The organism is Enterobacter sp. PL_is511 (assembly GCF_055816065.1).
In genome coordinates, this window is record NZ_JBVPGP010000024.1 from 522600 (window position 1) to 535452 (window position 12853).

Sequence of the window (12853 nt, forward strand, 5' to 3'; positions counted from 1 at the left end):
ACAGGACCGTTGCTGACCTATGGCTGAAGATCAAAACCCGCCTGCTGACGAGCAGGACAAAAACAATAATGCGCGTAAGCGCCCGGGCAAGAAACCGTTAATTATCCTCGGCATTGTCGTGGTGGTGATGGTCGTCGTGGCGCTGGTCTGGTGGTTTTTAACCCGTAACGAAGAGACGACCGACGACGCCTTTACCGACGGCGACGTGGTGACGATTGCCCCCAAAACGGCGGGCTACGTCACCGAGCTGCGCGTGCGTGATAACCAGCGCGTGAAAAAGGGCGATCTGCTGGTGGTCATCGATCCGCGTGATACCACCGCGCAGCGCGATCAGGCCCAGGCCCAGCTTGGGCTGGCTATCGCGCAGCTGCATCAGGCTCAGGCACAGCTGGCGCTCTCAAAAGTGCAGTATCCCGCCCAGCGTGACGAAGCCAAAGCGCAGGTGCTGAAAGCGCAGGCCGATCTGGCGAACGCGCAGGCGGAGTACCGTCGCCAGCGCGGCGTCGACCCGCGGGCAACCACCCAGCAAAGTATTGATTCCGCGAACGCTCAGCTGCGCAGCGCGCAGGCGGGGCTGGCCAGCGCCCAGGCGCAGCTGGAGGTGGCAGAGCAGGTACAGCTGCAAATCCGCCAGCAGGAAACCAACGTTGAAGCGCGCGAGCGTCAGGTCGATCAGGCGAAAGCGCAGCTGGAAACGGCCAATCTGAACCTCTCTTACACCGAAGTCCGCGCTCCGTTCGACGGGTTTGTCACCAAACGCAACGTGCAGCCCGGCACGCTGGTGCAGGCGGGAACGGCGCTGTTCTCCCTGGTTTCGCCGAACGTGTGGGTGGTGGCGAACTTCAAAGAGTCGCAGCTTGAGCGCATGAAGCCCGGCGATAAGGTCACCGTGTCCGTCGACGCGTGGCCGGATATGTCGCTCGAGGGCCACGTTGACAGCATCCAGCAGGGCAGCGGCTCGCGCTTCTCCGCCTTCCCGGCTGAAAATGCCACCGGTAACTTCGTCAAAATTGTGCAGCGCGTGCCGGTGAAAATCGTGATTGATAAGGGGCTCGATCCGAACAAACCGCTGCCGCTGGGGCTCTCGGTTGCGCCGAAGGTGACGGTGGAATGACGGATCACAGCCACGACAGCTGGAAGCCCGCCAGCAACCCGTGGGCGGTGGCGATTGTCGTCACCCTGGCGGTGTTTATGGAAATTCTGGACACCACCATCGTCAACGTGGCGCTGCCCCACGTGGCGGGTTCGCTCTCGTCCAGCTATGACGAATCCACATGGGTGTTAACCAGCTATCTGGTCGCGAACGGCATCGTGCTGCCCATCTCGGCGTTTCTGAGCCGGGTGTTTGGCCGCAAGCAGTTCTTCCTGATCTGCATCGTCATGTTCACCGTCTGCTCTTTCCTGTGCGGGATCGCCACCGAGCTGTGGCAGATCATCCTGTTCCGCGTGATGCAGGGTTTCTTTGGCGGCGGGCTGCAGCCGACGCAGCAGTCGGTGCTGCTCGACTACTTCAAGCCGGAGGACAGGGGCAAAGCCTTCGGGCTCTCGTCCATCGCGATTATCGTTGCGCCGGTCCTCGGCCCGACGCTGGGAGGCTGGATCACCGACAATTACTCGTGGCGCTGGGTGTTCTTTATCAACATCCCGGTGGGGATTGTCACGGTGCTGGCGATCTACCAACTGCTGGAAGATCCGCCGTGGGAGAGCAAGTCTAAAGAGAAGCTGACCATCGACTGGACGGGGATCGGCCTGATCGCCCTGGGGCTGGGCTGTCTGCAGGTGATGCTCGACCGGGGAGAAGACGAAGACTGGTTTAACTCGAACTTTACCCGCACTTTCGCGGTATTAACGCTGATCGGCATCATTGGTGCGATTTACTGGCTGATGTATGCCAGAAAACCGGTGGTGGATCTGCACTGCATGAAGGACCGCAACTTTGCCATCTCCAGCCTGCTGATGGCGGGGATGGCGATGATTTTGTACGGCAGTTCGGTAGTGATCCCGCAGCTGGCGCAGCAGGACCTGGGCTATACCGCCACCTGGTCCGGGCTGGTGCTGTCGCCCGGAGCGGTGCTGATTGTGCTGACGATTCCGCTGGTGCTGAAGCTGATGCCGGTGGTGCAAACGCGCTGGATTATCGCCTTTGGCTTTACCTGCCTGGCGGTGTCGTTCTTCTGGTCGCGCACGCTGACCCCGGATATCGACTTCGAAACCCTGGTATTGTTCCGCAGCGCCCAGTCGCTGGGGCTGGGGTTCCTGTTTGTGCCGCTGACTACCATTGCCTTTATCTCGATACCAAGGCGGCTGAACGCCGATGCGGCGGCGCTGTTCACCATGTTCCGCAACGTGGCGGGCTCGGTCGGGATCTCGCTGTCGACGGCGGCGATTACCGAGCGCTCGCAGGCGCACAGCGCGCACCTTGCGTACCACGCCTCGCCGTTTAACGAGCAGTTTCAGCAGGCGATACGCGAAAGCGCGCAGGCGATCCAGAACTTCACCACCCAGGTGGGCGATCCAACCGGCATCGCCACCGGGCGTATGTACCAGACGATGATTGAGCAGTCGCGCTTTTTGGCCTACATCGACGTCTTCACCATTCTGAGCGCGGTGGCCTTGCTATTGATTCCGTTTTGTTTGTTGCTCTCGCCGGTTAAGAGCGAGGGGAGTGCAGGAGCACATTGATGATACACAGACGTTTACACCCCCTGATGATAATGATACTGCTGGCAGGCTGCGCCGTCGGGCCGGACTACCAGCAGCCCGCGTCACCTGCCGTCACGCACTGGAACGATAAAGGCGACGGCTCGGTGAAGTCACAAACCACCTCCGCCGCGACCAACCCGCGCTGGTGGAAAACGTTCGGCTCGCCGCAGCTCGACAGCCTGGTTGAACGCGCCATCGCCGGGAACCTGACGCTGCAGCAGACGGTGCTGCGCATCGCCGGCGCGCGTGAACAGATTAACCAGGCGGGCGGGGCGTTTTATCCGTCGGTGAACGGCAATCTGCAGGCGACGCGCCAGCAGCTCGGGCTGGAAGGGGAGCTGAAATCCCACGGCGTATATGACCAGGTGGATAGCATCGATCCCGCTCTCAAGGGCGCGCTGGGACCGCTGACGCAGCCGATCAACCTCTACCAGGGCAGCTTCGACGCCCAGTGGGAAATCGACCTGTGGGGCAAGGTGCGCCGTCAGGTGGAAGCCGCCGAAGCGCAGCAGAAAGCGGCTATCGAGCAGCGTAACGACGCGCTGGTGTCGCTGGAGGCGGAAGTGGCGCGCGCGTGGCTCCAGCTGCGCGGGGCGCAGAGCATTATCGCCACGCTGAACACCCAGATTGCGAGCGCGCAGCAGACGCTGGATCTGACCGAAAGCCGCCAGCGGGGCGGGCTGTCGCCGCAGATGGATGTGGAAAACGCCCGGGCGCAGTTAGGCAACCTTGAAGCACAGCTTCCGCAATATCAGGCGCAGGAGCGGCAGGCGATGAACGGCCTGGCGATCCTGCTCGGCAAGCCGCCGGGAGCGCTGGATGCGGAACTGCAGAGCGTGCAGCCGATGCCTGCGCTGCCGGATATTGTGCAAACGGGCATTCCGTCGACGCTGGCGCGCCGCCGTCCGGACGTGCGCGAAGCGGAGGCGAACCTCCACGCCGCGACGGCGCAAATAGGCGTCTCGGTGGCGGAGCTGTTCCCGAGCTTTACGCTTTCCGGGCAGTTTGGCCTGCGCAACAGCGAAACCAACTGGCTGACCGACTGGAGCAGCCACTTCTACAGCTTTGGCCCGCAGGTCTCCATTCCCATCTTCCAGGGCGGTCGACTGGTTTCCAGCGTGAAGGTGGCGCGCGCGCAGCAGGGGGCGGCGGTGCTGGACTATCGTCAGACGGTGCTCACCGCGCTTGGCGATGTCGAAAACGCGCTGGTGAGCTATCGCACCGACCAGCAGCGTGAAGCGGGGCTGGCGAAAACGATCGATGCGCTGCAAAACGCGTTTGACCTGGCAAGCGACAGCTACCGCCAGGGGATCGCCAGCTTTATCGACGTGCTGGACGCCCAGCGACAGCTGGCGCAGGCTCAGCAGCAGCGCGCGCAGGCGCAGGTGCAGAGCGCGCTCGATCTGGTGGCGCTCTACAAGGCGCTCGGCGGCGGCTGGGAGCCGTATCAGCAGGTGCAATTACCGGACTACAGCGTCTTTGGCGACGCCCCGCGCGGATAAATATTCAGAGGATTGGGCAAGAAACGGACAGGAACGCCACATTCGCGATCGCTGAGGGGCGGGTATAACTATCGGGTACCCCTTAAACGACATGCGAGGATTATCTTATGCGTTATCAAAAACTGGGCAACACCGGACTGTTTGTTTCTGAACTGTGCCTCGGCACCATGACCTTCGGTGGTGAAGACGGCATGTGGGGCAAGATTGGCCAGCTTAAGCAAAACGAAGCCGAGCAGCTGGTGGGCCGCGCGCTGGATGCGGGCATTAACTTCATCGATACCGCTGACGTCTATTCGGAAGGGCGCTCGGAGACGATCCTCGGGCAGGCGCTGAAAAACCTCAACGTCCCGCGCGAGAACGTGGTGGTTGCCACCAAGGTATTCGGCGAAACGGGTACCGCCGGGGTGAACTCGCGCGGCAGCTCGCGCTATCACATCATCAGCAGCGTGAAGGAGAGCCTGCGCCGCCTGCAGCTCGATCATATCGATCTCTATCAGCTTCACGGTTTCGACCCGGCCACGCCGATTGAGGAGACGCTGTATGCGCTGGATAACCTGGTGCAGCACGGCCACGTGCGCTATATCGGCGTCTCGAACTGGGCGGCGTGGCAGATTGCCAAAGCGCTGGGCATTTCCGAGGGTCTCGGGCTGGCGCGGTTCGCATCACTCCAGGCGTATTACACCATCGCCGGACGCGATCTTGAGCGTGAGCTGGTGCCAATGATGCAGAGCGAAGGCGTCGGGCTGATGGTCTGGAGCCCGCTGGCGGGCGGTCTGCTGAGCGGAAAATATGGCCGCGACGGGCAGAGTGAAGCCGGTGGTCGTCGTCTGGAGTTTGACTTCCCGCCGGTGAATAAAGATCGCGCCTTCGACTGCGTGGACGTAATGCGGACTATCGCCGAAAGCAAGGGCGTCTCCGTCGCGCAAATCGCGCTGGCGTGGCTGCTACATCAAAAAGCGGTGACCAGCGTCATCATTGGCGCGAAACGCGTTGAACAGCTGGACGACAACATTGCCGCCACCGGTATCCTTCTCAGCGAAGACGAGCTTAAACAGCTGGATGCGGTCAGCGCGCTGCCGCGGGAATATCCTGGCTGGATGCTGGAGCGTCAGGGAGAGTATCGCCGTAATCAGCTCGCGCAACAGTAACCCTTCTTGCCCCGGGAGTGCATCGCTTACCGGGGCTTTTTTTCCCGCCTTGCTCACAAAAAACGATCCTCCTCTTTGATCCTCTTTTCATCATCGCCTATATGACTAGACATGAAATTTTAAATGACTAGTCATATAGGGAGAAAACATGAACCATCAGCTACCGGCCAACTTTTTATGGGGCAACTCGGTCTCCAGCATGCAGACGGAAGGAGCCTGGAACGAAGGCGGGAAGGGGATGTCGGTGTATGACATTCGTGAAGCCGGGGAAAACGTGTCCGACTGGAAAGTGGCGACCGACTCCTACCACCGCTACCGGGAAGATTTCGATCTGATGCAGGATCTGGGCATGAACTGCTACCGCTTCCAGATCTCATGGAGCCGCGTCTGCCCGCAGGGTGACGGCCCGTTCAACGACGAAGGCATCGCATTTTACGACCGCTTTATTGACGATCTGATCGCCCGCGGCATCGAGCCGATGATCTGCCTGTACCATTTCGATATGCCGCTGGCGCTGGCGCAGGAGTACAACGGCTTCAACGACCGCCGCGTAATGGACGCCTTTATCCGCTATGGCAAAAAGATGATCGACTGTTATGGCGACCGCGTGAAGTACTGGTTGACCTTCAACGAGCAGAACATCTTCCATATGCCGGAAGCGTTCCGTATTTCCGGCTATATGAAAGGCGAGAAAACCCTGCGCGAGCTGTACGAGCTACAGCACCATACGATGGTGGCGCACATGGCGCTAACCGAATACCTGCACCAGACCAGACCGGGCCAGCTGATGGGCGGCATGCTGGCGCACCAGCTGATCTACCCGGCTACCTGCAAACCGCGCGATATCTTCTGCGCCCAGCAGTATGACGAGTTTCTCAACGAGAACCTGCTGCGCGTCTTCGCAGGGCAAGGCTACAGCCCGGCGGTGATGGCGGTGGTGGAACAGGAGGGCTTTGGTGATATCTACCGCGCCGAGGACCTGGCGCTGTTCGCTCGTACAAAGAACGACTATATGGCCTTCAGCTATTACGCCAGCAAAACGCTGGACAGCGATGCGATTCCGGAAGGCACGCCGGTGAACTATTACCTGCTGCACGGCGAGAAAAATAACCCGTACCTGAAGGCCACCGAGTGGAACTGGCAGATCGATCCGCTGGGCTTCCGCACCATCATCACCCGCTACGCCAACGACTGGCGCCTGCCGGTGTTCCCGATCGAGAACGGCATTGGGGTGATTGAGTCATGGGACGGCGTGAACCCGATTGAGGACACCTACCGCATCGACTATCACCGGGCGCACATCGAGGCCATGAAAGCGGCGATGTTCGAGGACGGGGCAGAGGTCATTGGCTACCTCGGCTGGGGATTGATCGACATTCTCAGCTCCCAGGGCGACATGCGTAAGCGCTACGGCGTGGTCTATGTCAACCGGGAAAACCACGACCTGAAAGACCTGAAGCGCGTGCCGAAGAAGAGCTACGCGTGGTTAAAACAGGTTATCCATACCAACGGACGCGAGATGTAAGCCGTACGCTGCCGGGCCGTTTTTGTGACTGATTGATGGGAACACTCCGCTATGTCTGAAACAAAAATCACACCGCACATGCAGTCCTTTGTCGATAAATTTGTCGAGTTTTCGGCGCGCCTGGCAAACCAGGTGCACCTGCGCTCCCTGCGCGACGCCTTCGCCACGGTGATGCCGATTTTCATCCTCGCCGGTCTGGCGGTGCTGGTGAACAACGTGGTCTTTCCGTGGATTTTTCACGGCGATACGCTGGCACACTTCAAAGTGTGGGGCGAGGCGATTATCAACGGCACGCTGAACATTGCCGCGCTGCTGCTGGCGCCGATGATTGCCTGGTCGCTGGCGCGCAACAAAGATTTCGACAATCCGGTCTCGGCAGTGGTTATCGCCGTCAGCAGCTTCATCATCATGATGCCGATACGCTTGCAGATTACGCCCGTCGGCAGCGATACCACGGTGAACGTCACCCAGGTGCTGACGTTCGCCAATATCGGCTCCACCGGGATTTTCGCCGGGGTGCTGATTGGGCTGCTTTCAACGGAAGTGTTTATCGCTATTTCGCGCCTGAAGGCGCTGCACATTTCGCTGGGGGAAAACGTGCCTCCGGCCGTGAGCAAATCTTTTACCGCGCTGATCCCGACCATCCTCACGCTCTCGCTGTTTGCGGTGCTGGCGGCGGTGCTGGCAAACGTGCTGCATACGGATCTGATCCATCTCATTACGACCTTTATCCAGCAGCCGCTGCGGCTGATCAACACCAGCCTGCCCGGGACGATTTTCATCTACAGCTTCGGCAACTTCTTGTTCACGCTCGGTATTCATCAGTCGGTGGTCAACAGCGTGGTGCTGGAGCCGTTCCTGCTGATCAATACCAACGAAAACATGCTGGCCTTCGCCAACGGTCAGCCCATTCCGCACATCATCAACAATATCTTCGTGCCGACGTTCGGCATGGTAGGCGGCACGGGCAGCACGATCTCGCTACTGATTGCGATATTTATCTTCTCGCGCCAGCAGTCGGCGAAGCAGGTGGCGCGCCTGTCACTGGCGCCGGGCCTGTTTAATATCAACGAGCCGGTGATTTTTGGCCTGCCGATCGTGTTTAACCTGCCGCTGATGATCCCGTTTGTGCTGCTGCCCGCCATCGGCATTTATTTCGCCTGGCTCTGTACCACGCTGGGGTTAATGTCGCGCTGCGTGGTGATGATCCCGTGGACCACGCCGCCGATCCTGAGCGCCTGGCTGGCCACGGCGGGGGACTGGCGGGCGGTGGTGGTGCAGTTGGCAATCATCGTATTTGGTGTATTCTTCTACCTGCCTTTCCTCAAGATTGCCGAGCGAGTGGCGTTGAAAAACAGCGGGATAGAAAACTAACAGAAAGGAAGGACGATGGCGGCGAAGTACATCACCATAGCGCGGGAAATTAAGAAACGCATTATCAGCCAGCAGTACGCCGCCAACGAACCCCTGCCGGACCAGTTTGCGCTGGCGGCGGAGTTCAGCTCCAGCCGGATGACCATTCAGCAGGCGATGCGCCAGCTGATCGTCGAAGGTCTGGTCTATACCCGTCAGGGCCAGGGCACGTTCATCCGTAAAAACTTCCTCCAGCTCTCGCAGTGGGATCTCTCCGGCAGCGACTACTTTGGCGCGACCAAAACCTGGGCACATCTGGGCACGGTCACGAGCCAGGTGGTGCATTTCGAGCTGCGCTTTCCTAATGAAAAAGAGCAGGCGTCGCTGATGATTAACGCCGATGCGCCGATCTATGACTTTATTCGACTCCGTTTGCTGAACGGTGAACCGATGTCGCTGGATTCCACGGTGATGCCGATGAATCTGGTCCCGGGCCTGACGAAAAACCATCTTGAAGCTTCAGTGTTCCAGTACGTTCAGGAAACGCTGGGGCTGAAAATTATGGGGTCGTACCGGGTGGTGCGGGCGCTTAAGCCCAGCGCGCTGGACAGAGAGCATCTGGTCTGCGAGGAAACCGATCCGGTGCTGGAGGTGGAGCAGGTGATTTATCTGGAGGATGGCACGCCGCTGGAGTATGCCCACTGCCACTATCGCTACGACCACGGCGGGATCGTGATCGTGAATAACGGGTAATCAGTCTTTCAGGCGCACGACTCGAAATAGCTGTCCGTGTCTTTTATGTAAAGATCGTTCTGACACAGATGCTGGATTTGACCAGGCTTAAATGTAAAACGGATTTTTTGAAACCAGGAACGTTTTATTTTGCTGGTATTCTCGCGCGATAATCCATAGTCATGGATTATTTCATGAACAAAACGAATGCTTTGTGCAGAAACATAGACAGGTGTTTTGGTTAGCTGAATCAGTTTGCTGATCCAAATATCATCCGCGCGAGGACAAACCGTAATAAAATCTTCGTTAAAATGGAAATATTCCGGGATCATATTTTTCTTGAGCACAACGCCACCAAGACCGGTGATGATATAGTTCTGCTCAACGACTTTTGGCACGGTGATAAGCGGGAAATTACGATAGGTATCAAGAAGTTCTTTCTTCTTCTTTACTGTTTCACGCACCCGCGCGGCAACCACATATTTTTGATTGTGGCGATAAAAATCATCCAGCAGTGTTTCTGCCCAAATTTCGTTATAGATTGCGTCATCATCGGCATAAATCAGAATATCGTCTTCGGTTGCTGCTTGCAGCGCCGGAAACAATTTCCGATAAGGGCCGGTGTTCTTAACCCATTTAAAAACCAGGTTGGTGCCCGTCTGGCGAATTTTCTGCGCCCACTCCGGCTCCTCAGTGATGCCTTCGTCACTGAGATAAGGTGTACTGGAGACCCACACAACAATTTGATCGACCTTCTTACTCTGGTTCGCCAGTGACCACACCGTTTGCGAACAGAGATAAAGGCGCGATTTTGTTGTTGTTAAGTTAATGCTAATCATCAAACTATGCGTGCTCCAGGAGATAAAAAGACCTTATAAAACCAGATAAAACTGATTTTATAAGTGGGCGCATCATAACACTTAGAGGATTAGATGTAACCCCGCTGGGTTAGCAGAAAATGGCAAGAAAGGCACTTACGGCAGTAATAGCTGTTCAGAAAGGGTCAGCGTGATGGAGATTACAGTGCAATAAGACCCCGATAATACGGGGTCTTATAAGATACGTTATTGATTCAGCGTGATCAGTTCAAACGCACCGGCATACCGGAGCGGTTCTGCACGGCCTGGTCAACAATCGCCGTTTCGACATCTGGCTGAGACGTCACCGCCTGCACCGCGCTGTTCAGCGTAACAGGAACGACTTCGTTGTTGTTGATCTGGTCTTCGCTGGTGGACAGCGGGTTGTGCACTTCGATGTAGCGGCTGCCGTCTGGTTCAGACGTTGCTTTCACCGGTTCGTTGATGAACTGCACGCGCGTACCGACCGGCACGTTTTCGAACAGGAACTTGATGTCGTCGTTACGCAGGCGCACGCAGCCGTGGCTCACGCGCAGGCCGATACCGAAGTTGGCGTTGGTGCCGTGGATCGCATACAGACGACCAATGTACAGCGCGTACAGACCCATTGGGTTATCCGGGCCTGCCGGTACAACGGCTGGCAGCGGTTCGCCCGCCGCAATGTATTCTGCGTGCATTTTGGCGGTTGGCGTCCAGGTTGGGCCCGCTTTCTTACGCTCAACTTTGGTGGTCCAGTTCAGCGGGGTGTCTTTACCCAGCTGGCCGATACCGATTGGCAGCACGATAACGGTATTGGTGCCTTTCGGGTAGTAATACAGACGCATTTCGGCGCTGTTAATCACGATACCTTCATGAACGGTATCCGGCAGGATCAGCTGCTGAGGAATATTCAGCACGGTACCCGCTTTTGGCAGATATGGGTCAACGCCCGGGTTCGCTTCCAGCATGTTAGACAGGCCCAGCTGGTACTGCGCAGCGAAATACTCCAGCGGCTGAGAGTTACCTTCAGGAACCGTCACCACCTGGTTTTGACCCACCAGACGGCTTCCGTCGGTCGGCAGGGGATACGTCACCGCAGACGCGGTCTTACAAAAACCTACTACGGCTAACGCCGCCGCAAAAAGCGCTGTTAATTTCATGTTCATGTTGTGCGAGGTATCTAAGCCATTCAGGCGATGAGTTGATAAGTCTGAATCTGTGATGGGAGCGCATTATATGTGCATTCCCGCTCACAGGGAATTCAGATGTGTACGAAATCACATTTTTTTCGATTTTGTTAAAGTTTAGTGGATGGTTGCAACGCGGGATCTCAATTCGGAATTGTGGCATAATGCCGTGTTTATCACACTTTTCGCAGGAATCTCCCCGTGTTAGTTACCAGCAACGTCACTATGCAGTTTGGCAGTAAGCCGCTGTTCGAAAACATTTCCGTCAAATTTGGCGGCGGCAACCGTTACGGCCTGATTGGTGCCAACGGTAGCGGAAAATCCACCTTTATGAAGATCCTCGGCGGCGATCTGGAGCCGACCCTCGGCAACGTGTCGCTCGATCCGAACGAGCGCATCGGTAAGCTGCGTCAGGATCAGTTCGCCTTCGAAGAGTTCACCGTGCTCGACACCGTGATCATGGGGCACGCGGAGCTGTGGGAAGTGAAGCAGGAGCGCGATCGCATCTATGCGCTGGCCGAAATGAGCGAAGAAGACGGCTATAAAGTGGCCGACCTGGAAACGCAGTACGGCGAGATGGACGGTTACTCTGCGGAAGCGCGCGCGGGCGAGCTGCTGCTGGGCGTGGGCATTCCGGTTGAACAGCATTACGGCCCGATGAGCGAAGTCGCGCCAGGCTGGAAGCTGCGTGTGCTGCTGGCACAGGCGCTGTTCTCTAACCCGGACATCCTGCTGCTCGACGAACCGACGAACAACCTGGACATCGACACCATCCGCTGGCTGGAGCAGACGCTGAACGATCGCGACAGCACCATGATCATCATCTCGCACGACCGTCACTTCCTGAACATGGTCTGCACCCACATGGCGGATCTGGACTACGGCGAGCTGCGCGTCTATCCGGGCAACTACGACGAGTACATGACGGCGGCCACCCAGGCGCGTGAACGTCTGCTGGCGGACAATGCCAAGAAGAAAGCGCAGATTGCTGACCTGCAGTCCTTCGTCAGCCGCTTCAGCGCCAACGCCTCTAAATCGCGTCAGGCAACCTCGCGTGCGCGTCAGATTGATAAAATCAAGCTGGAAGAGGTTAAAGCCTCCAGCCGTCAGAACCCGTTCATCCGCTTCGAGCAGGACAAGAAGCTGTTCCGTAACGCGCTGGAAGTGGAAGCCCTTACCAAAGGCTTCGATGAAGGCCCGCTGTTTAAAAACTTTAACCTGCTGCTGGAAGTGGGCGAGAAGATTGCCATTCTGGGCGCCAACGGCGTGGGTAAATCCACCATGCTGAAAACCCTGGTCGGCGAACTGCAGCCGGACAACGGCACCGTGAAATGGTCCGAAAACGCGCAGATTGGTTACTACGCGCAGGACCATGAGTACGAGTTCGAAAATGACCTGACCGTCTTTGACTGGATGAGCCAGTGGAAGCAGGAAGGCGACGACGAGCAGGCGGTGCGCAGCATTCTGGGTCGTTTGCTGTTCAGCCAGGACGACATCAAAAAGCCGGCTAAAGTGCTCTCCGGTGGCGAGAAGGGCCGCATGCTGTTCGGCAAGCTGATGATGGAAAAACCAAACATCCTGGTGATGGACGAACCGACTAACCACCTGGACATGGAATCTATCGAATCCCTGAACATGGCGCTGGAGATGTATCAGGGCACGCTGATCTTCGTCTCTCACGACCGTGAGTTTGTCAGCTCGCTGGCGACCCGCGTGATCGAAATTACGCCAGAGCGCGTGGTGGACTTCACCGGTAACTACGAAGATTACCTGCGCAGCAAAGGTATCGAGAACTAAAAAAAAGCCCGGTGGCGCTTCGCTTACCGGGCCTACGTTCTATTCCCTCTCCCTGTGGGAGAGGGTTAGG

Annotated in this window: 10 protein-coding genes; 8 read left to right on the forward strand and 2 right to left on the reverse strand. The window is 57.7% G+C overall.

What is annotated here, in order from left to right; genetic code table 11:
- The first annotated feature begins 19 nt into the window (after positions 1-19).
- The 7 genes from AC0TN7_RS17940 (at position 20) to AC0TN7_RS17970 (ending at position 8984) form a co-directional block, all read left to right on the forward strand.
- A complete protein-coding gene (locus tag AC0TN7_RS17940) occupies positions 20-1114 on the forward strand; it encodes an HlyD family secretion protein (RefSeq protein WP_248163652.1) in 1095 nt (364 codons plus the stop codon).
- On the forward strand, positions 1111-2682 hold the full coding sequence (locus AC0TN7_RS17945) for a DHA2 family efflux MFS transporter permease subunit (protein WP_032649392.1): 1572 nt from the start codon (positions 1111-1113) through the stop codon (positions 2680-2682). The genes AC0TN7_RS17940 and AC0TN7_RS17945 overlap by 4 nt, the downstream gene beginning before the upstream one ends.
- On the forward strand, positions 2682-4205 hold the full coding sequence (locus AC0TN7_RS17950; RefSeq protein WP_473702315.1) for an efflux transporter outer membrane subunit: 1524 nt from the start codon (positions 2682-2684) through the stop codon (positions 4203-4205). Before AC0TN7_RS17945 ends, AC0TN7_RS17950 begins: the two co-directional genes overlap by 1 nt.
- Positions 4206-4312: 107 nt before the next feature.
- Positions 4313-5353: an aldo/keto reductase gene (locus AC0TN7_RS17955; protein ID WP_463726941.1), complete on the forward strand. Its 1041-nt coding sequence runs from the start codon at positions 4313-4315 to the stop codon at positions 5351-5353.
- Positions 5354-5501: 148 nt separating this feature from the next.
- Positions 5502-6878, forward strand: coding sequence for a glycoside hydrolase family 1 protein (locus AC0TN7_RS17960; RefSeq protein WP_463726940.1), 1377 nt, complete (start codon positions 5502-5504; stop codon positions 6876-6878).
- A 51-nt stretch (positions 6879-6929) separates the two neighbouring features.
- The gene (locus tag AC0TN7_RS17965; RefSeq protein ID WP_463726939.1) at positions 6930-8252 is read left to right on the forward strand and encodes a PTS sugar transporter subunit IIC; all 1323 of its coding nucleotides are present in this window, start codon (positions 6930-6932) and stop codon (positions 8250-8252) included.
- Positions 8253-8267: 15 nt separating this feature from the next.
- A complete protein-coding gene (locus AC0TN7_RS17970) occupies positions 8268-8984 on the forward strand; it encodes a GntR family transcriptional regulator (protein ID WP_024908700.1) in 717 nt (238 codons plus the stop codon).
- 8 nt (positions 8985-8992) lie between these two features.
- Here the strand turns inward: AC0TN7_RS17970 and AC0TN7_RS17975 are convergent, their stop codons facing one another.
- Together AC0TN7_RS17975 and ldtB are read right to left on the reverse strand one after the other, a co-directional pair.
- Positions 8993-9802 (reverse strand): glycosyltransferase, encoded by an 810-nt coding sequence (locus AC0TN7_RS17975; protein WP_024908699.1) that lies wholly within the window; start codon positions 9800-9802, stop codon positions 8993-8995.
- Between the two features lie 242 nt (positions 9803-10044).
- Entirely contained in the window at positions 10045-10965 is a 921-nt protein-coding gene (gene ldtB / locus AC0TN7_RS17980) for a L,D-transpeptidase (protein ID WP_032649383.1), read from the reverse strand.
- A gap of 222 nt (positions 10966-11187) precedes the next feature.
- Here ldtB and AC0TN7_RS17985 point away from each other — a divergent pair, with 222 nt between their 5' ends.
- The gene (locus AC0TN7_RS17985; RefSeq protein ID WP_024908697.1) at positions 11188-12783 is read left to right on the forward strand and encodes an ABC-F family ATPase; all 1596 of its coding nucleotides are present in this window, start codon (positions 11188-11190) and stop codon (positions 12781-12783) included.
- Positions 12784-12853: the final 70 nt, after the last annotated feature.